Here is a 20,400-nt window from a genome sequence, read left to right as displayed (position 1 = left end):
ACCCCGAGAAGCCGTCAGCCCGTCCTGGGCTCATCATCGCTTTCGTCGTGCTTTCCATCGTGTTCATGACCGCATGGTTCCGGGAGAGCGCTACGGGCCCGGTTCACCGGATTCAGAGCACCGTCCACGCGATGGCGGCTCCGGTCGGAGCCGTCGGCGAGTTCACTACGCGCCCCGCTCGCCGGGTCTTCGCCTGGGCATCGGATCTCGGCGTTTCGCGCAGCCAGCTCGAAACGCTCAGGTCGCAAAACGACGAACTGCGCAAACGCGTGTCCGAGCTTGAAGAAGCGCGGCTGGAGAACGTCAGACTCAAGGGCATCGTGGCGTTCGTTGAGGCCACCAAGACCCAGTCTATCGGCGCGAAAGTCATAGGTCGTCCCACCAACTCGTGGGAGGGTGTCATCACCATCGACAGGGGTACGGACGACGGCGTGAAGGCCGGGATGCCGGTTGTGGGCCCGGCCGGCCTGCTCGGCCAGACTGTTGATGTGACAGCACAGTCGGCTCGGGTGCGACTCATCACCGACCCCAATTCCGGGGTCGCAGGCATGCTGCAGTCGAGCCGGGCAGAGGGCATCGTCAAGGGTTCAATCACCGGCGATCTCACGTTTGACTACGTGAGCACGGCTACCACCGCCCGTGCCGGTGATGTTGTGATCACGTCCGGTATCGGCGGTGTGTTCCCCAAGGGGCTCATCGTCGGCGAGGTCACGAGGGTCAAGAAGGGCGCTGCGGACCTCTTCCCGGAGATAGAGCTGGCACCTTCGAGTGGTCTCGCCGGTCTCGAAGAGGTTCTGGTGTTGATTGGTACCGTCCCGCAGACCGACCTGGGAGTAGGTGAATGATGAGGCAGTTCCTGCCCAGCATCGGGGCGGTTGCGGTGGCCGCGCTGCTCCAGGCGAGTCTCGCTCCGTACATGTCGATTGGTGGCGTGACGCCCAACTTCCTGCTGCTCGTCGTCATCACCTTGGCACTTGTCGAAGGTCCGAGCGCGGGGTCGAGCGCGGGATTCGCGTGTGGACTGATCTTCGACCTGCTCGGCTCGGGTCCGGTCGGTCCGATGGCGCTCGTGCTTGCTGTGACCGGGCACCTGGCCGGCCTCTTGCACGAGAATCTGTTCGCGGAGGGGTGGCTTCTGCCGATCACCGTGCTCGGCGTTGCCGCCCTCGGAGCCGAGGTCGCGTACGGCTTGATACTCGGTGTGCTCGGCGTAGGCGGACCGTTTCTGCAGACGTTCATCACGAAATCTCTACCGGCAGCGGCCTACAATACGGCGCTGGCAATGATCGTCTACCCATGGTTGGCGCGCATCTTGCGCCGGGACAGCGGCATGACCACCTTCCGCCGATTGGCGTAGGGCGCTCTACTACTGCCGTGACAACGTACCGAACCGGAGCGTGAACCTCGATTGAGCAGTTTCCGCCAAGAACTCAAACCGCGCTTCGCCGCACTGGGGATCATCGTCCTTCTGGTGCTCGGGCTCCTGCTGACGCGCCTATGGTCCATGCAGGTGCTTCAGGGTGCCGCCTACACCGACCAGTCGGACGAGAACCGGGTTCGCGAGGTCACTGTTGAGGCGCCACGAGGTCGGATCCTCGATCGCAACGGCAAGCCGCTGGTCAGTAACCGGGCCACCAAGGCCGTACTCGTCTTGCCGTCGGCATCGGAAGACACCACGTTGCTTAACCGGCTCTCGATCACGTTGTCGGTGCCGGTTTCCGACATCAAGGAACGCCTGGCCAGCGTCAAAGAATCGGCGCTCACGCCGCGAACCATCGCCATCGATGTTCCCATGAAGGCCGTCGCGTATATCGAAGAGCATTCGGATGAGTTTCCGGGTGTTGAGGTGCGGGTACAGGCGGTGCGCCGCTATCCACAGGGGGCACTCGCCGCTCATGTGCTCGGCTACACGGGTGAGGCGAACGACGCTGAGCTCAACGGCGAGGGCAGCACACTGGTGCCGGGCGACATCGTCGGCAAGGCGGGCGCAGAGGCGCAGTTCGAGAGTGTCTTGCAGGGCGACCGCGGCCGGCGTCTGCTGGAGGTCGACGCGCGCGGCACCGCTCATCGCGTCATTGAGGACATTGCTCCGGTCGCTGGGCGAGACGTCAAGCTGACAATCGATTCCCGCGTCCAGAAGGTCACCGAGGCCGCGCTTGCTCAGGCGATGGACGACGCACACGGGCAGAGCTTCCCCAAAGCCCGCGCGGGTGCGGCTGTCGCCATCGACATCAAGACCGGCGAAGTCCTCGCCATGGCGAGTCTGCCCACCTACGACCCGAAGGCGTTTCTCGGCGGGGTGCCGGAGAAGACGTGGAAGCGACTCAACGATCCCAAGTCCGAGTACCCGCTGACCAACCGCGCCATCCAGGCACAGTACCCGGCGGCGTCGACGTTCAAGGCAATGACCGGCCTTGCAGGCCTCGAGGACGGGGTCATTCGGCCCTACACCACCTACAGCTGCGGCGGTCGTTGGACGGACATGGGCAAGCAGTGGCCGAAGTGGTGCTGGAACCACTCGGGCCACGGTTATGAGAGCTTCTACGAGGCCGTGCAGGACTCATGCGACGTGTACTTCTACAACGTCGGCTATCGCTTCTACAAGATGAAGGGCGAGAAGCTGCAGGCGTTCGCTCGAAAGTTTGGATTTGGCTCGGACAGTGGCATCGACCTGCCGGGCGAAGCGGCAGGCAGAGTTCCCGATGCCAAGTGGAAGTCCGCGTACAACGAGAACTACCCCGAGATGCAGCGCTGGCTTCCGGGCGACACCGTCAACCTGGCCATCGGTCAGGGCGACCTGCTCGTTACGCCTCTGCAGGTCGCCAACGCGTATGCAGGTATCGCTAACGGCGGCAACGTCATGAAGCCGCACGTCTTGAAGCAGGTTCTTGGGCCCGACGGCAAGCCCGTGCTGAAGGCGAAGCCTGAAATCGCGTTCAGGACCAAGACCTCCAAGACGAACCTGTCCACCATGAAGACGGCTCTCGTCATGGTCACTGAGAGCGGTACCGCGCGAAGCGCATTCCGTTCGTTCCCAATTGCCGTCGCCGGCAAGTCCGGAACAGCCCAGGTCTACGGCAAAGACGACCTCGCCTGGTTCGTTGCCTTCGCGCCCGCATCCAAGCCGAAGTACTGCGTCGCGGTCGTCGTCGAACAGGGAGGTCACGGCGGTTCGGTGGCCGGGCCTGCGACGCGTCAGATCCTCGCAGCGCTGCTCGGCGAGCGTGTGACGCACGTGACCGCGACGGACAGGTCGAGGTAGCCGTTGAACGAGCGCTCGCGACTGTGGTTCATCAACTGGCCGCTCATTGGCGTCGTTTCCCTGCTGTCGGTCTACGGCGCGGTGATGGTGCAATCAGCGACGGCCGGCATGACGGGCGGTCCCGGCCTGTTTCGGCGCCATCTCATCGGCCTAGCGATCGGGCTCGTGCCTCTGGGTGTGGCGTGGGCATTCGACTACCGCAAGGTCGCGGGTTGGGTCGGGCCTCTGCTCATCCTCGATGCGTTGCTGATCCTGTCGCCCAAGATTCCCGGACTCGGCACGACAGCCAAGGGTGCGACGTCATGGCTTGCCCTCGGCGGCATTCGATTGTTCCAGCCGTCTGAGCCCGCCAAGCTCGTGACGATCATGATCATGGCTGTGGTCATAGCGAGCTACAAAGGCAAGATCGAGCACGGGCGGGACCTGCTCAAGGTGCTCGGCATCCTTGCGATACCGCTGGGGCTGATTCTGCTTCAGCCCGACCTCGGGACAGGCATGGTCTTCGTGGCGATCACCGCCGGCATGCTACTGATCGGTGGACTCAAGCCGCGCTGGTTTCTCGTTCTCGCGATCGCAGGCGCATTGTTGGTGGGCATGTTGTTCGGGGTCAACGAGGCCCTTAACCGCACCCTGCATCGCGGCAACTACGATCCGGCCTACATCGCTGCTGTCGCATCGGGCTCTGCTGACCAACTCAATGCGGTCAGCGATAACAGCGTTCTCATCAAGCGCTACCAGATCAACCGTCTCTTGGTGTTCCTCGACCCGTCGAGGGACCCATCGGGTGCTGGCTACAACCTGGAGCAGTCCAAGATCGCCATCGGATCCGGCGAACTGACGGGCAAAGGGCTCAAGGACCGAAGCACTCAGAGCAACCTACGGTTCCTGCCGGAGCCGCACACCGACTTCATCTTCTCGGTCACCGGCGAGCAACTCGGATTCATGGGTGGCCTGCTTCTGCTCGGCCTGTATCTTGCGCTGCTCGTCACGGCGCTTGAGATCGCTGCACAATCCCGCGACCTGCTTGGGTCGCTCATCGTTGCCGGCGTCATCTCCATGTGGACCTTTCAGATTCTTGAGAACATGGGGATGACGATGGGGTTGATGCCTATCACCGGCATTCCGTTGCCGTTCATGAGCTTCGGTTCATCGTTCATGGTCACCAACATGGCCGCTGTGGGTATGCTTCTGTCCGTATGGACTCGCCGACAAGGCGTGCCCGGAATCTGACACCCGAGGGGAAATCAACATGAGACTCCCGATCGATCCCAGAGACATCATGAGTTCGGGTGCGAAGATATCCGAGGAGCGGGAGCGCGAGGTTCGCGTCGCGGTCTTCGTGGACGTCGAGGCGCCCGACGAGCTGGTCGAAGCCATCCGAGAGGCGCTGCGCCCCCAGACGTCGCGTGCGCGTCTGCACGTTGAGGCGTGCGCGCCGGGCGAGACGCTCATCATCGACGACGCCGCAGACGCTGTGATTGCGATTACCGGGCCCGGAACCACCCTGGCGACATCCATCGCCGCGAGCCGCGAGAAGTTCGTTCCCACGGTCGTGCTTGCCCTCGGCGAACACGCGGATATCGCCTCGCGCCGCCTGGCCCATCCGATCCTCGATACGATCGCCGACAACGCTGTGGACGACATCACCGTGCGCCTCGGTGCGTGGCTCGCCGACCGCGTCAGCAGTAAGCGCTTGGCGCTGGCATCCAACTTCTCCCTCGTGCGTAGGGCGGTGGCGATGGAGGCGGTCAAGGCGACGTCGTTCCAGAACGGTGTGATCGGTGCCGTGGCCATCATTCCCGGCGCCGACCTGCCGATCATGACGGCGAATCAGGCGAAGATGGTTCTCCAGATCGCCGCCGCCTACGGCGTCCCGCTCGGAGCCGAGCGCATCAAGGAGTTGGCTGCGGTGGTTGGCGGCGCGTTCACGATGCGTGCAATCGCACGGCAGTTCCTCGACTTCATTCCGGGTATCGGGTGGGCGATCAAGGGAGCGGTGGGCTACAGCGGAACGCTCGCCATGGGTTATGCCGCCATCGAGTACTTCGAAGGTGGCGCTGACCTCTCGGGCCTCGGTGAGAAGCTGAAGGAAGCTCGGGACAAGGCGGTCGACGCTGCGGTTCGCACCAAAGGTCGCATCACAGGCGGCCCCGAATCTGAGGAGCCCATCCCCGCTCACGCGTACGTGGTCGTCGAAGGCGAGCCCGCTCCGAGTGCCCCGGTCGCTGCGTTGCCCGAGGTGACGCCGGCGCCAGCTGTCCCGGCAGATCCCGAGCTGCCGTCGGAGATCGGCGCATGACGAACGGCGGCCTTTGGCCGCAGGTTGAGCGACTACTCGCTTCCGTCGAGCGCCCGGCGCGCTATATCGATCGCGAGTGGAACGCCGTGCACCAACCGGGTGCCGACTATCGCGCCGCATTGGTGTATCCCGATACCTACGAGATCGGCCAGGCCAATCAGGCGATAGCGATTCTCTACGCCACTCTCAATGGACTGCCGGCGGTCGTCGCGGAGAGGGCGTATCTCCCGTGGCTCGACATGAGTACGGCGATGCGCGATGCCGGCGTCCCACTGTTTTCACTCGAGTCGTGCACCGCGCTGTCCGAGTTCGACCTCATCGGGATAACCGTTCCCTACGAGCTCACCTACTCCAACATCCTTGAGGTTCTCGATCTCGCCGGCCTTCCGATACGGGCGTCCGAGCGAACCGAGGCGCATCCTTTGGTCATCGGTGGTGGGCCGTCGGCCTTCAACCCCGAGCCGTTTGCACCGTTCTTCGACGCCGTACTCGTCGGCGAAGGGGAGGAAGCCGTAGCTGACATCGTCGCTGCGCACCGGGCCGCGAAGCAGTCCGGCCTCGATAGGGCAGCCACGCTCATGGCGCTCTCTGCGGTCCCTGGAGTTTACGTGCCCGCGCTCTACCGGCCCGAGTACGACGCTGATGGCGCCTTCATCGGCGTCTCGGCGGTTCCTGGTGCTCCTGACGTCGTCACAAAGCGCGTACTCGCGGACCTCGATGCGCACCGGCCCCCGACCGCGCCGATCGTGCCGTTCATGGACGTGGTGCATGACCGGTTCGGAGTGGAGGTGCTGCGTGGCTGCACGCGAGGCTGTCGCTTCTGTCAGGCGGGTATGGTGTATCGCCCCGTGCGCGAGCGCAGCGCTGACCCGATCGTCCGAGACGTACTCGCGGGACTCGCATGCACCGGCTACGACGAGGTCTCGCTGACCTCGCTCTCGACCACCGACCACAGCCAGCTCGAGGAGGTCTTGCGCAGGCTCCAGCGCCGCCTTGAGGGCACCGGGGTATCGGTGAGCCTTCCGTCTCTGCGCGTCGACGCATTCGGCGTCGAGATGGCCCGGCTCGTATCGGCCGGCGGGAAGAAGAGCGGCCTTACGCTGGCTCCTGAGGCGGGCACGCAACGCATGCGCGACGTCATCAACAAGAACGTCACCGAGGAGGACCTGCTCGGAAGCGTTCAGCGCGCGTTTGAGGCCGGCTGGAGGCGCGTCAAGCTGTACTTCATGATCGGCTTGCCGACAGAGACTGATGACGACGTCCGTGGCATCGGTGAGCTGGTGGGACGTGTGTTCCGCGTCGCTCGTGAGGCTACGCCGCCGGCACAACGGGGCGGGCTTCGCGTCGCCGTCTCCGTCTCGACGTTCGTACCCAAGGCGCAGACGCCGTTTCAGTGGGATGCCCAACTTCCACTGGAGGAGGTGCGTCGGCGCCAGTCGGTACTGCGCGAGTCGATGCCGCGCAAGGGCGTTGAGTTGCACTGGCATGACTCGGACGTGTCATTCCTCGAAGGTGTGATGGCGCGTGGCGGTCGCGAGGTCGCTGACGTGATCGAGGCAGCGTGGCGTGATGGCGCCACCTTCGATGCATGGACAGAGCGCTTCAACCCGAGCCGATGGGCCGCGGCGTTCGAAGCCTGCGGGATCGAACCCGCTTCGATCGCGAACCGCGAGCGAACGCCTGCCGAGCCGCTACCGTGGGACCACATCTCGGCAGGTGTCTCGAAGCGCTACTTGCTGCGCGAACGCGAGCGTGCGCTCACCGGAGAGCTGACGCCTGACTGCAGCTTTGAGTCGTGCGCCGGTTGCGACGTATGCCAGGACCTCGGTGTCGACATCGTGCTGGGAGGTGTGGCCCGTGGCTGAGGGTGAGTTCCGACTCAGGGTCCGCTACGGCAAGGTCGGACGCCTGCGATGGTTGTCGCATCTGGAGATCGTCCATGCCCTCGAGCGGATCATTCGCCGAGCAGGACTCCCTTACGCGCTCACACGGGGGTTCAGCCCGCATATGAAGGTCGCGTTCGGTCCCGCGCTACCTGTCGGCACCGCCGGCGAAAACGAGTACCTCGACGTGTGGCTCACGCGGTACACTGGGGTAGAAGATGCTTTGGGGGTTCTTGCGGCTTGCGCTCCTGCGGACTTGGCGCCCAACCTGGCGCGCTTCGTCGGCGAGAAGGAGCCCTCCTTGACCGCGGCGATCACCATCGCACGATATGAAGTGGCGATCGAAGGAAAGGAGTCATCGACCGAGAACGTGCGGACGGCGCTTGAGAGTGTGGTCAGTGCGGGTACTTTCGAAGTTGAGCACAAGGGCAAGCACAAGGTTTTCGATCTAGCGCGCAGCCTCCCGGAAGAGGCGCGTGTCAGGGATCGCGAGGACGGGAGCGTCGTTGACGTGACCGTTCGAATGGGCTCACAAGGCTCGCTCCGCCCGGAGTTGCTCGTCGTTCGTGCCCTCGAGACCGCATCCGTCGATGCGACCGTTTTGCACACGACGCGCACAGACACCTTGATCGAGACACCGGAAGGGGTCTGGGTGCGTCCCGTGTAACGGGAGGGCCCTTCGTGGCTGAACCAACTCGCGAGATGCTTATCTCGCACGACAACAACGAGACCCGAGTCGCAATGCTTGAAGACCGGGAACTCGTTGAGCTCTACATCGAGCGTCCAAAACGCAGTGTCGTAGGCAACGTCTACCTGGGCAAGGTGTCTGACGTGCTGCCTGGGATGCAGGCGGCATTCGTCGATATCGGCCTGGAGAAGAACGCCTTCCTCTACGTCGATGAGGTCATCGCGCCGGACGGCGTCGATGGCGTGCCCAAGCGCGACATCCAGTCCCTGCTCAGGCCGGGGCAACAGATCATGGTGCAGGTCATCAAGGATGCGATGGGCACCAAGGGCGCGCGAGTGACCACCGAGGTATCGCTGCCCGGACGCTTTCTCGTGCTGATGCCGTTTTCCGAGTTCGTGGGCGTGAGCAAGCGCCTGCCGGAGACCGAGCGTGACAGGCTCCACGAGATCATCCACCGTCACGTGCCGGGCAAGATGGGCGTGATCGTCCGAACGGTGGCACAGGGGGCATCCGAGCGCGATCTCATCAACGATCTCGAGTTCCTGCTGCGGCTCTGGAAGCGTGTGAACCATCAGTCGACGGAGGCTCTCGCGCCCGAGGTCATCTACACCGAGATGGACCTTTCGCTCCGGCTGGTTCGCGACGTCTTCTCCAGCGAGTTCCGGCGCATGACCATCGACGACAAGTCGACGTTTGAGAAGGTCACTTCGTTCCTCAAGAAGACGTCGCCGGATCTGGTCAAGCTCGTGCAGCTCTACCGAGAAAGAGCGTCCCTGTTCGAGGCGTTCGGCCTGCAGCCCACGATCGATTCTGCCCTGCGGCGGACCGTCCCACTGCCCAGCGGCGGCTATCTGACGATCGACAAGACCGAGGCTCTCACCGCCGTGGACGTCAACACCGGCCGCTTTGTTGGAAGGAAGAATCTCGAGGAGACCATTCTTCGGACGAATCTAGAGGCGGCCGATGAGACTGTTCGTCAGCTCCGGCTGCGCGACATCGGCGGGATCATCGTCGTCGACTTCATCGACATGGAGGACGCACCGCACCGGACTCTGCTGCAGCAACGCGTAGCCGCTGCTCTGGCCAGAGATCGAACAAAGACCCGGATGAGCGATGTGTCCAAGCTCGGCCTCGTCGAGATCACACGCAAGAACGTCACAGACGGTCTCTACGGCGTCCTCACGGAGCCGTGCCCGCACTGTGGCGGGGAAGGGCGAGTCGTTTCGCGCACGACCCGGCGCATCGCAGTTGAGCGGCGGATGCGCGAGATACTGCGCACGGGCAAGTCGAACGCGTATCTATTCGGGCTCAACCCGCAGACGTACGAGCTTGTGACTGCTCCGGGCCTTAACACCGCCGCATCGCTGCGGGCCGAGACCGGTCGGCAGGTGTCGATCGTCCCTGACGAGGAGTGTGCGCCGACGGAGGTGCGCATCCTGATAGAGGGCAAGACCGGGCTTCTCAGGCGTTCGTTCGACTAGGGTCAGCCGAGGGATACGCCCGGTACCGTGGAAAGCGCGTTTGCGCGTTGACGCTGGCTATCGTCCCTGCTAGCATACTTCCTCGCGCATTCGAACGAGTGGAAGGTTCCCGCATGTACGCAATCGTTGCCACCGGCGGCAAGCAGCTCAAGGTCGCAGCCGGCGACGTCGTCACTGTTGAGAAGCTCGACGCCGCTGTTGGCGAGAGCGTCACATTCGACGTCATTTTCCTGGCTGATGGTGAAGAGATCACCGTCGATCCGACCGTGCTCGCTACCGCAAAGGTGACCGCTGAGGTCATCGAGCAGTTCAAGGGCGAGAAGGCCATCATCTTCAAGTTCAAGAAGCGTAAGGGCTACAAGCGCCTCAAGGGTCATCGTCAGAACCTGACGAAGGTCCGTATCACCGACATCTCCGCTGCGGCTGAGAAGCCCAAGGCGAAGAAGGCCCCTGCCAAGAAGGCCGCCGAGAAGGTCGAGGCTCCCGCGGAGCCCGTCGCCGTCGACGCACCCGCCGCCGAGCAGGAGTAAGGGAGAGATCGAGAAATGGCACACAAGAAGGGCCTCGGCTCCACAAAGAACGGTCGCGACTCCAAGGCCAAGCGCCTCGGCGTCAAGCGGTTCGCCGGCCAAGAGGTCAACGCAGGCACCATCATCGTGCGTCAGCGCGGTACCCACATCCACCCCGGCGACAACGTCGGTCGTGGCGGTGACGATACGCTGTTCGCGCTGACGGCCGGTACCGTGCAGTTCACGCACGGTCTGAAGCGTCGCGTTCACGTGCGACCGTTCGAGGCTTAAGGGCCCCGACCGACGACGTTTCTCCAAATGACGCTCAGTCGCGAGCCCTCCGTCCTGATCTCGGGCGGGGGGTTCGTTCGTTTAGAATGACAGCGGCGGTTCAAGCCGCAGGGAGCGAGTGCTTCACGTGTTTATCGACGAGGTAAAGATCCACGTAAAGGCCGGAGACGGCGGTGCAGGATGCATGTCCTTCCGCCGAGAGGCCCACGTGCCCCGAGGCGGTCCTGACGGCGGTGACGGCGGCCGCGGTGCTGACGTCGTTCTTGAGGCAGACCCCGCCGTCTCCTCGCTGATCGATTACCGATTCAAGCATCACTTCAAGGCTGGCCGCGGAACCCACGGCAAGGGCCAGAAGCTGCACGGTGCGCGCGGTGATGAGCTCGTGCTCAAGGTTCCGCTCGGTACGATCGTGCGTGATGCGGAAACCGGTGACGTCCTCGGCGACTTGACCGTCCCGATGCAGCGTATCGTGGTCGCCCAGGGTGGTCACGGGGGGCGCGGCAACATCCACTTCGTGACGCCGACACGACGAGCGCCTGCGTTCGCTGAACTCGGCGAGCCCGGATACGAGCGCTGGATCGAACTCGAGATGAAGCTCCTGGCCGACGCGGCGCTCGTAGGAATGCCGAGTGTCGGCAAGAGCTCGCTCATCGCGCGTATGAGTGCTGCTCGTCCGAAGATCGCCGACTACCCGTTCACCACGCTGGTTCCCAACCTTGGCGTCGTGAAGGCGGGCGAGCGATCGTTCGTCGCCGCCGACGTACCCGGACTGATCGAGGGTGCGAGCGAGGGAAAGGGGCTGGGGCACGCGTTCTTGCGGCACATCGAGCGCACGGCGCTCATTATTCATGTCGTCGACCTGACCGGCAGCTATGAGAGCCGCGATCCGCTCGAGGACTACGCGATCATCAATCGCGAACTCGAGCTGCACGCTGAGGACTTGGCTTCGCGACCGCGCGTGGTCGTCGGCAACAAGGCCGACGTCGCCGGCACCGAGGAAGCATCTGCGCGCATGCGCGCGGCTGCGGAGGCGGACGGGGCGCGCTACTTCGAGGTGTCTGCACTGACCGGGAAAGGCCTCGACTCTCTGATACTCGCTGTGGGAGAGCTCGTCCACGAGCTGCGCAGCTCCGCTGTTCGTGACTTCAGCGCCGACAGCCACAAGGTGTGGACGCACGGTCGCGACAAGAGCAAAGAGTTCTCGGTTCGCAACATGGGTGGCGGCGTCTTCCAAGTCGAGGGGCGCTCCATCGAGCGCATGGTCATCATGACCGAGTGGAACAACGAGGAAGCCATCGCGTTCCTGCAGAAACGGCTGGTCAAGGCGGGGGTCGAGAAGGCCCTCGAAGAGGCAGGTGCCGTTGACGGCGACGAGATCCGCATCGTCGGCCGCAGCTTCGATTTCGAGAGTGCCCTCAAGCGGGACCCCGAGATCGGGTTCATCGAAGATGAGTGGGATGACGACGATTATGACCAGTCCGGAGGCGAAGGCTGATGGCTGCGCGCCGAATCGTGATCAAAGTGGGCTCCTCGACACTGGCCAGTGAGTCCGGTGGCGTCGATCGCGAATACGTCGGCGCACTCGTTGACCAGGTGAGGGAGCTCGCTGGAGGTGGCGCGCAGGTTGTGATCGTCACCTCTGGCGCCATAGCTGCGGGCGTCGAGCGACTCGGTCTGGCGCAGCGACCCTCCGACATGCCGGGACTGCAGGCCGCGGCCTCAGTTGGGCAGGTTGCGCTGCTTGAGGTCTATTCGGACAGCCTCTCCGAGGCGGGACTCATCGCCGGCCAGGTGCTGCTCACGCGACACGATACCGGCCATCGCGAGTCCTTCCTGCATGCGCGCGACACCTTCGAACGGCTTCTGGATCTGGGCGCCGTTCCCGTGGTCAACGAGAACGACACGGTTGCGGTCGATGAGATTCGCTTTGGCGACAACGACACGCTTGCCGCGTTGGTGGCGACCATGGTGCATGCAGACCTGGTTGTGCTGCTCTCCGACATCGAGGGTCTCTACGACGCCGACCCCAGGGTCTCGACCGAGGCAAAGCTCCTCTCGCAGGTCGATGTGCTCACCGATGATCTCGTTGCAGCGGCCGGCGGCGCCGGAACGGACGTCGGCAGCGGGGGAATGGCCACCAAGATCGACGCCGCCAAGATGCTGATGAAGGCCGGGATTCCCATGGTCATCTGCGATGGCAGACGGGCGGGTGTCGTTGTTGACGCTGTCGCCGGTAAGCAGGTGGGCACGGTCTTCGATGGCGGCGAGGGCTCGATCGGGGCACGAAAGCTGTGGATCGCCTTGGGTAGCAAACCCGCCGGTGAGATCGTGATTGACGATGGTGCTCGCCAGGCGATTCGTACCAAGAACACGTCGTTGCTCCCAGCGGGAGTAGTTGCGGTATCTGGACGGTTCGCGGCCGGGGACCCGATAGCTGTTTGCGATGTAAGCGGCGCCGTCGTCGCCCGAGGGCTGTCTGAGATGTCCTCGGAAGACTTGGATCGCGTCAAAGGGCTGAAGAGCGGTCAGGCCGTTGAGGTGCTGCCGCACTTAGCGGGCAAGCCGGTGGTTCATCGGGACCACATGGTGGTTCTCTAGTCGCCGTTCGGCACGCAGTGCGCTGCCGCAGCGGGCGGGTGAGATAGTATTGACGTGCGCAAAGTGGCACCTTCAATCGGGAGAATCAAGGGAGCGCGACATGTCAGAGGTACGTCGACTTGCCGAGGACGCACGGGACGCTGCGACAGCGCTGGCGATCACGTCCACCGAACAGCGGAACAGGGCCTTGCTTGTGATGTCACACGCTCTTGTGACGAAGCAGGAGGAGATCATTGCCGCGAATGAGGTCGACATGTCGGCGGCTCGCGAGAAGGGTGTGGCTGCGGGGCTGCTCGATCGGCTCGAGCTGACGCCGGCCCGCCTCAAGGCGATGTCAGAGGCGCTCAAGGCCGTATCGATCCTCTCCGACCCCATCGGCGAGGTGCTCGAAGGTTACACGTTGCCCAACGGTATCGAGCTGACGAAGGTGCGCGTGCCTCTCGGCGTGGTTGCGATGATCTATGAGGCGCGACCGAATGTCACTGCCGACGCGGCAGGTCTGTGCGTCAAGACGGGCAACGCCGTCATCTTGCGCGGCGGCTCCATGGCACACCAGAGCAATCTCACCCTCGCGTCGGTACTCGCACAGGCCGCCGAGAGCGCGGGTCTGCCTCGGGCAGCCATCCAGTGCATCCAGACGACGGATCATGCGGCCGCCGAAGAGCTGATGGGCCTGCACGGCCTCGTCGACGTTCTCATTCCGCGTGGCGGCGAGGGGCTTATCCGTAGCTGCGTTGAGAATTCGAAGGTACCGGTGATCGAGACGGGCACCGGCAACTGTCACATATACGTCCACGAGGCTGCCGATGCGGAGAAGGCGCGGCGCATCGTCGTCAACGCGAAGTGCCAGCGGCCCAGCGTCTGCAACGCAGCCGAGTCGCTGCTCATCGACGATGCCATCTACGAGCGGGTTCTGCCCACTATCCTCAAGGAACTTGAGGACAACGGCGTCACGATGTTCGCTGATGAGAAGACACGGGGACTCGGTGCCGTACACCGTATCGAGCCGGCGTCTGAGGCTGACTGGGGCACTGAATACCACGACCTACGGATGTCGGTGAAGGTCGTCTCGGGGCTCGACGAGGCGATTCGTCACATCAACAAGTACGGCACCAAGCACTCTGAGGCGATCATCACGGAAGACTACTCGGCGTCCCGTCGGTTCCTGCACGAAGTCGACGCCTCCTCGGTGTACGTCAACGCCTCGACGCGATTCACCGACGGCGGCGAGTTCGGCCTCGGCGCGGAGATCGGCATCTCCACACAGAAGCTGCATGCGCGCGGTCCCATGGGTCTCGATGCGCTCACGTCCACCAAGTACCTGCTGATGGGGAACGGGCAGATCCGAGAGTGAGAACCGGCGCGCGCCTCGGCATCATGGGCGGGACCTTCGATCCCATCCACTTCGGTCACCTCGTCACTGCAGAGGAGGCCTTGGTTCAGTTCAATCTGGACCGAGTTCTCTTCATGCCGACGGGGCTCCCGGCTTTCAAGGACCGCGCGGACGTGACGCCGGCGGAGGACCGCTACTTGATGACTGTGCTCGCGACGGCGTCCAATCCCGACTTCGATGTCAGCCGACTCGAGGTCGACCGACCTGGCCTTACCTACACGGTGGACACGCTTCGCTCGTTACGCGAGGCGAATCCGCCGTCGACTGAGATGTTCTTCATCACAGGTGCGGATGCGGTATGGGACATCGTGGGATGGCGCGACGCCGAGACGATCGCAGACCTCGCAACGTTCATCGGCGTTACCCGGCCCGGTTACGACCTCGAGGCAGCTCGGCGGGCGCACGAAGACGCTGAGACCCACTTCAGAATCGAGTACATCGAGGTGCCCGCGCTCGCCATCTCGTCGACTGACATTCGCCGGCGGGTTGGAACGCGCCGCCCGATCCGCTACCTGACACCCGAATCGGTGGTCGCGTACATCGACAAGCATGGTCTGTATCGGGTGGCTGGCTCGTGAGCGTTGCGTCCTCATACACGCAGGCAGGAGAGCTCCTGCGTGCCCGGTTGTCAGCGGCATCGTTCGCGCACAGCGAGCGGGTGGCTGATACGGCTCGGGGTCTGGCGCGCGCCTATGGCGCCGAGGAGGATGACGCTGCACTCGCAGGTCTCTTGCACGACTGGGATCGTGAGCTAAGCGACGACGAGTTGCGTGCCGCGGCGCGGGCGGCGGGAATCGAGTCCGTGGATACCCACTCGGTCGCCCCGCGTCTGCTCCACGCACAGACCGCTGCGGCGGACATTGCATCTTCGCTCCCGTGGGTATCGGAAGCCGTACTCGATGCGGTGGCCAAGCACACGGTTGGCGCACCCGTGATGTCGGACCTCGACATGATCGTGTTCGTCGCAGATATGATCGAGCCGAAGCGATCATTCGAGGGAGTGGACCGGCTCCGCGGCCTGATCGGAGTGTCGCAACTGGGCGAGCTTTTCGCCGCCGCGTATCAGCAGTCGCTCGCACATCTTGTCTCATCGCGGCGCCACATTCATCCCGATACCGTTGCCGTCTGGAACGCGCTCGTTGCGAAGGGCGGCGCGTCATGACGGAGTCTCCGAAGCGTTCGAAGCAGACTCCGGAGTCTCGCATCCCCGAGGGCTATCGCTCTTCTCGGCGGGCGTCTCGCTCGTTGAAGCAGGCCAAGCGTGCCGAGCGTGCCGATCGAGTCGCCAACTGGTGGCACCGGTTGTTCGACGTCGCGCGCAGGCTCGGCTATGTGTTGGCCGTCGGGGTGACCGCGCTCGTCGGCGTCGCACTCGTTCTCTTGCTCGTCGTCACGGCGGTCAACGGGATCGCTCGCTGGAGCGGCCTTCGGTCATCGGGATCCGGCAAGAACCCCGCGGATGCGACCTCCAACAAGCCCGACGAGAACCTGCTCATCATCGGGGATGACGGCGGCAAGGCGGCCGGCTTCCTCGCGATGCGTATCGATCCGACTGCGAAGCAGATCCTGGGAATCGCCATACCCGAGGGAGCGTTCATCGAGGTCCCGGGCCAGGGATTCGAGCGTATCGGCGAGAGCTATCCGGCGGGCGCCGAGGTGTCGCTAACAGCCATCTCGAACTATCTGACGGTACCCTTCAAGCGCTACGTGGTGGTTCCGGGCAGTGCATACCGGGCTATCGTCAAGAATCGACAGGTCGCTGACCTGGCGAGCCAGATCACCTCGACGAGCCTGACTCCGGAAGAGCGCGTCGACCTGACGGCGGCTATCGCGGAAGTGCCTGCCAAGAGCATCGCCTTCGTACCGCTGCCGGTGAAGCCCATCAAGCTCGGCACTCAGACCTACTACGAGCCGCAGCGTCAGGAGGTCGCGGATCTGTTGCAGGCCTGGTGGGGCGTGGATCCTGCGGCGACGTCGGACGTCACCCGCGTAATCGTGTACAACGGGGCCGGGTCACCCGGGGTAGCCGGCGACGCGGCCCAGATGCTCATCCGGGGCGGTTTCCGCGTGGTGGACACCAAGAATGCCGACAACTTCAAGTACAAGACCACAACAGTGGTCGTTCAGCGCGGGCCCATCGAGAAGGGCCAGCAGGTCGTGGAGGTGTTGGGCGCCGGGGTGGTCAAAGAACGGCGGACCGACGAGAACATCTCCGACATCATCGTTGTCATCGGCAAGGATTTCAGTCCAACCAAGAAGTGAGTGTGAGAGGAAGCGCGTGAAGTCATCCAAGGAGTGGGCGATACTCGCGGCGAAGGCCGCCGCTGAGAAGAAGGCCGAGAACGTCATGGCGATCGAGGTGGCCGAGCTGCTCGTCGTCACCGATTACTTCGTCATTGCCACCGGTCGTACCAACATCCAGGTACGGGCCATCGCCGATCAGGTCGAGGAGACGCTGCTCGAGTCGGAGCGCATCAAGCCTATTGGCCGCGAAGGCGCTGACGAGGGCAAATGGATATTGCTCGACTACGGCGACATCGTCGTCCACGTGTTCCAGCCGGCAGAGCGCAACTTCTACCGGCTTGAGAAGCTGTGGGGAGACGCGCCGAGGGTTGAGCTGGCGCCCGAGATCGTCAACGAGGTCGCAGATGTCGAGCTTGATGAAACACAGGTCGAGTCCTAGCCCATGCGTGAACTCATCGAGCGGTATGGAGCCCAGGCGGCACTACTGTTCGTCGCCGGGATATGGGGCTGGGCATTCGTCGTCGTTGCCGATGCCATCGCGAGCTATCCCATGTTCGCCTTCCTCGGCTGGCGTTTCGCCGTAGCTGCGGCTGCGTTCGTGCTGTTCTACCCGCGCGTACTCAAGCGTCTGACCGCAGCGAATCTCCGAACGGGTCTCATCGCCGGCTCCCTGCTTGCGGGCGGCTACATATTCCAGACATGGGGCCTGGATGGAGCGTCTGGAACCACGCCGGCTCGCGCTGCATTCATCACCGGGCTGTACGTCGTGATCACACCGTTGTTCCAGGCTGTGCTCCTTCGGAAACGGCCAAGGAAGTCGACGATTCTCGGAGGCGCCGTGGCGCTTGCCGGTCTTTGGGTGCTGTCGGGAATCGGTGGTGCTGAGAGCGGATGGGTGTTCGGGGACACGCTCGTCGTCATCTGCGCCGTCATCTACGCACTGCATCTGATCGTGCTCGGTTCGACGGGGGAGCAGCACGACGTGAGTGCGCTCACGCTGGTCCAGCTCGTGACCGTCGCGGTGATCTGCGGCGCGATCTCGCTTGTCCGGGAGTCTGCGCCTCTGCCAACGGACACATCGATCGTGTGGGCGATCATCATCACCGGTGTGTTCGCATCTGCGCTGGCGTTCGTGGTGCAGACGTGGGCGCAGCGACTCCTCCCGCCATCTCGCGTGGCGCTGATTCTCGTGACCGAGACGGCGTTCGGGGGACTCTTCGGCTGGAGCGCCGCAGGCGTGTGGCCTCTCCGAGAGATGATCGGTGCGGCAACGATGTTCACGGGACTCGTGCTGTCAGAGGTGCTGGCGGTGCGTGCCGATGGCAAGGCGGCCATGGTCTTCGAGCAGGCCGTGGAGGGCATGCCGGTTCCTGTTCTGCGCTCCGATTCGTCGCCGGACTGAGCGCCACCACCTGAGCGTATCCGGACGCCTCTCAGCAGGGGTTGACCGACCCCAAGCCGCTGGTATACTAGCGCTCGCGCCTCGTGAGAGGCCACCCAGATGTGGGGCCTTAGCTCAGCTGGGAGAGCGTCTGGCTGGCAGCCAGAAGGTCAGGGGTTCGATCCCCCTAGGCTCCACCATTAGAACTCTCCGTGCAGGTCGGGCAGATGCCCGGCCTGACGTGTTTCTCGGGCGAAGGTTGTCGCGTGGTTTGGGAACGCCGCGTTGCTCGGCTAGAATCGCCTGTACGCACAGCAAGTCCCCGGCGAGCCCGATGGAGGCCACCGCGTGAGTGAGTTCGTCTACGACCCGCATCGCATCGAAGAGCACTGGCAGTCGGAGTGGGAGCGCGAGGGGCTTTACCACGCCCGCGAAGACACAGGGAAGCCAAAGAAGTACGTGCTCGAGATGTTCCCGTATCCTTCGGGCGATATCCACATGGGCCACGTCCGCAACTACACCATCGGCGACGTGATTGCGCGTCAGGCCTCGATGGCTGGGTTCGAGGTCTTGCATCCCATCGGGTGGGACGCCTTCGGTCTGCCTGCCGAGAACGCCGCCATCAAGAGCGACTCGCATCCGGCGACGTGGACGTACGCCAATATCGAGAAGCAGATGGCGTCGTTCAAGCGGATGGGATTCAGCTACGACTGGGACCGCACCGTCAAGAGCTGCGACGTCGACTACTACCGTTGGGGCCAGTGGATCTTCCTGAAGATGTGGGAGCGCGGCCTCGTCGAGCGCAAGAGCTCGCCGGTCAACTGGTGTCCGGACTGTGCCACCGTGCTTGCGAACGAACAGGTGGTCGGGGACGGCGTGTGCTGGCGCTGCAAGAACGCGGTCGTGAAGCGCGAGCTCGAACAGTGGTACTTCAAGATCACCGACTACGCCCAGCAGCTGCTCGACGATCTCGATGACCTCCCTGGCTGGCCCGAGCGGGTCAAGACCATGCAGGCGAACTGGATTGGACGCAGCGAGGGCGCGGAGGTCGACTTCGCCTTGTGCGACCCGCTCGGCGTCCCCACTGACGAGCGCATCACCGTGTTCACCACACGTCCGGACACGCTGTTCGGCTGCACCTTCTTCCTGCTGGCGCCCGAGCACCCGCTCGTCGAGGAACTCATCGCAGGCGAGCCAGACGCGACCGCTGAGGCGGTTCGCTCGGTGGTCGCTGCCGCGGCGAGGGAGACGGCCGTCGAACGTCAGCTTGGCGAGCGCACGAAGCACGGGGCCTTTACCGGCCGATACGTGGAGAACCCGGTCAACGGCCAGCGAGTCCCGATCTGGGTAGCCGACTACGTGCTCATGGACTACGGCACCGGCGCCGTGATGGCGGTACCCTCTGGCGACGAGCGCGACTTCGAGTTCGCTCGCCAGTATGGGCTGCCGATCATCCCTGTCATCGTGCGAGAGGATCAGGTCGACAGCTACTCGGTCGATGTTCTCGGCGAGGTTCCGCAGGAAGTCGACTGGGATGAGGCGTACGGCGGCGCCGGCGTCATGGTCAACTCGGGCGAGTTCTCAGGCATGGCCGGAGGCAAGGCGAGCGAGGGCATGCACGCGGTGACCGCCTGGCTTGCCGAGCGCGGCCACGGGCGTGAGTCCATCAACTTCCGCCTGCGTGACTGGCTCATCAGCCGTCAGCGTTACTGGGGCAACCCGATCCCGGCAGTGCACTGCCCTGCATGCGGACTGGTTCCCGTGCCGATCGAGGAGCTTCCGGTCGTCTTGCCGATGGACATTGACATCACCAAGGGCGAGACGCTCGCCGATCACCCCGAGTTCTACGAGACGACGTGCCCCACGTGCGGCGGAGCGGCGAAGCGTGAGACCGATACGATGGACACGTTCACGTGCTCCAGTTGGTACTACCTGCGCTACACCGATGCGAAGAACGACAGCCTTCCGTTCTCGGCTGAGAATGCGAACCACTGGATGGCGGCCGATCAGTACATCGGCGGCATCGAGCACGCGATCCTGCACCTCCTGTACTCACGATTCTTCACCAAGGTTCTCGCAGACATGGGCATGCTCACCGCGCGCGAGCCGTTCACCAATCTGCTGACGCAGGGAATGGTCAAGCTTGACGGCTCCACCATGAGCAAGAGCAAGGGCAACGTTGTCGCCCCGGAGGACATGATCGCGAAGTACGGCTGCGACACGCTGCGCGCCTACATCCTGTTCATGGCGCCACCCGACAAGGACCTCGAGTGGTCCTTCGAGGGGCTCGACGGCATGTTCCGCTTCCTCGCGCGCGTCTGGCGATTCGTCGACGAGTCCGCACAAGAGGCGGCTGGCGGGTGCGGTGTCG

19 protein-coding genes and 1 tRNA gene are annotated in these 20,400 nt (G+C 63.8%); all 20 read left to right on the top strand.

Annotated elements, in window-relative coordinates; translation table 11 throughout:
- Positions 1–65 precede the first annotated feature (65 nt).
- Positions 66–845: a rod shape-determining protein MreC gene (gene mreC / locus HGB10_07525; protein NTU71650.1), complete on the top strand. Its 780-nt coding sequence runs from the start codon at positions 66–68 to the stop codon at positions 843–845.
- A complete protein-coding gene (gene mreD / locus HGB10_07520) occupies positions 842–1,357 on the top strand; it encodes a rod shape-determining protein MreD (protein NTU71649.1) in 516 nt (171 codons plus the stop codon). The genes mreC and mreD overlap by 4 nt, the downstream gene beginning before the upstream one ends.
- 51 nt (positions 1,358–1,408) lie before the next feature.
- Positions 1,409–3,262, top strand: coding sequence for a penicillin-binding protein 2 (gene mrdA, locus HGB10_07515; GenBank protein ID NTU71648.1), 1,854 nt, complete (start codon positions 1,409–1,411; stop codon positions 3,260–3,262).
- A gap of 3 nt (positions 3,263–3,265) precedes the next feature.
- On the top strand, positions 3,266–4,492 hold the full coding sequence (rodA, locus tag HGB10_07510; GenBank protein ID NTU71647.1) for a rod shape-determining protein RodA: 1,227 nt from the start codon (positions 3,266–3,268) through the stop codon (positions 4,490–4,492).
- Positions 4,493–4,511: 19 nt separating this feature from the next.
- Positions 4,512–5,561, top strand: a complete 1,050-nt coding sequence (locus tag HGB10_07505; protein NTU71646.1) for a DUF697 domain-containing protein — start codon at positions 4,512–4,514, stop codon at positions 5,559–5,561.
- Positions 5,558–7,426, top strand: a complete 1,869-nt coding sequence (locus HGB10_07500) for a TIGR03960 family B12-binding radical SAM protein (GenBank protein NTU71645.1) — start codon at positions 5,558–5,560, stop codon at positions 7,424–7,426. Before HGB10_07505 ends, HGB10_07500 begins: the two co-directional genes overlap by 4 nt.
- On the top strand, positions 7,419–8,111 hold the full coding sequence (locus HGB10_07495) for a DUF2344 domain-containing protein (protein ID NTU71644.1): 693 nt from the start codon (positions 7,419–7,421) through the stop codon (positions 8,109–8,111). Before HGB10_07500 ends, HGB10_07495 begins: the two co-directional genes overlap by 8 nt.
- A 14-nt stretch (positions 8,112–8,125) precedes the next feature.
- The gene (locus HGB10_07490) at positions 8,126–9,613 is read left to right on the top strand and encodes an Rne/Rng family ribonuclease (GenBank protein NTU71643.1); all 1,488 of its coding nucleotides are present in this window, start codon (positions 8,126–8,128) and stop codon (positions 9,611–9,613) included.
- 113 nt (positions 9,614–9,726) lie between these two features.
- Positions 9,727–10,143, top strand: a complete 417-nt coding sequence (rplU, locus tag HGB10_07485) for a 50S ribosomal protein L21 (protein NTU71642.1) — start codon at positions 9,727–9,729, stop codon at positions 10,141–10,143.
- A 15-nt stretch (positions 10,144–10,158) separates the two neighbouring features.
- Complete coding sequence (rpmA, locus tag HGB10_07480; protein ID NTU71641.1) at positions 10,159–10,413, top strand: 50S ribosomal protein L27; 255 nt, start codon at positions 10,159–10,161, stop codon at positions 10,411–10,413.
- 127 nt (positions 10,414–10,540) lie between these two features.
- Positions 10,541–11,908 (top strand): GTPase ObgE, encoded by a 1,368-nt coding sequence (gene obgE / locus HGB10_07475; protein NTU71640.1) that lies wholly within the window; start codon positions 10,541–10,543, stop codon positions 11,906–11,908.
- Positions 11,908–13,011 (top strand): glutamate 5-kinase, encoded by a 1,104-nt coding sequence (gene proB / locus HGB10_07470; protein NTU71639.1) that lies wholly within the window; start codon positions 11,908–11,910, stop codon positions 13,009–13,011. Before obgE ends, proB begins: the two co-directional genes overlap by 1 nt.
- Before the next feature lie 100 nt (positions 13,012–13,111).
- On the top strand, positions 13,112–14,365 hold the full coding sequence (locus HGB10_07465) for a glutamate-5-semialdehyde dehydrogenase (protein NTU71638.1): 1,254 nt from the start codon (positions 13,112–13,114) through the stop codon (positions 14,363–14,365).
- Positions 14,366–14,388: 23 nt separating this feature from the next.
- Positions 14,389–14,982 (top strand): nicotinate-nucleotide adenylyltransferase, encoded by a 594-nt coding sequence (locus HGB10_07460; protein NTU71637.1) that lies wholly within the window; start codon positions 14,389–14,391, stop codon positions 14,980–14,982.
- Positions 14,979–15,566, top strand: a complete 588-nt coding sequence (locus tag HGB10_07455) for an HD domain-containing protein (protein ID NTU71636.1) — start codon at positions 14,979–14,981, stop codon at positions 15,564–15,566. Before HGB10_07460 ends, HGB10_07455 begins: the two co-directional genes overlap by 4 nt.
- Complete coding sequence (locus HGB10_07450) at positions 15,563–16,666, top strand: LCP family protein (GenBank protein NTU71635.1); 1,104 nt, start codon at positions 15,563–15,565, stop codon at positions 16,664–16,666. The genes HGB10_07455 and HGB10_07450 overlap by 4 nt, the downstream gene beginning before the upstream one ends.
- 85 nt (positions 16,667–16,751) lie before the next feature.
- Complete coding sequence (gene rsfS, locus HGB10_07445; GenBank protein NTU71634.1) at positions 16,752–17,087, top strand: ribosome silencing factor; 336 nt, start codon at positions 16,752–16,754, stop codon at positions 17,085–17,087.
- Between the two features lie 3 nt (positions 17,088–17,090).
- Positions 17,091–18,050, top strand: a complete 960-nt coding sequence (locus tag HGB10_07440) for a DMT family transporter (GenBank protein NTU71633.1) — start codon at positions 17,091–17,093, stop codon at positions 18,048–18,050.
- A gap of 103 nt (positions 18,051–18,153) precedes the next feature.
- A tRNA-Ala gene (locus tag HGB10_07435) sits at positions 18,154–18,229 on the top strand.
- 148 nt (positions 18,230–18,377) lie between these two features.
- Positions 18,378–20,400, top strand: a 2,023-nt coding sequence (locus HGB10_07430; GenBank protein ID NTU71632.1) for a leucine--tRNA ligase, incomplete at its 3' end; no start/stop codon positions are given.

The organism is Coriobacteriia bacterium (assembly GCA_013334745.1).
GTDB lineage: Bacteria > Actinomycetota > Coriobacteriia > Anaerosomatales > JAAXUF01 > JAAXWY01.
The sequence above is the reverse complement of the archived record's forward strand: the minus strand, read 5'-3'. Positions and strand labels throughout refer to the sequence as shown.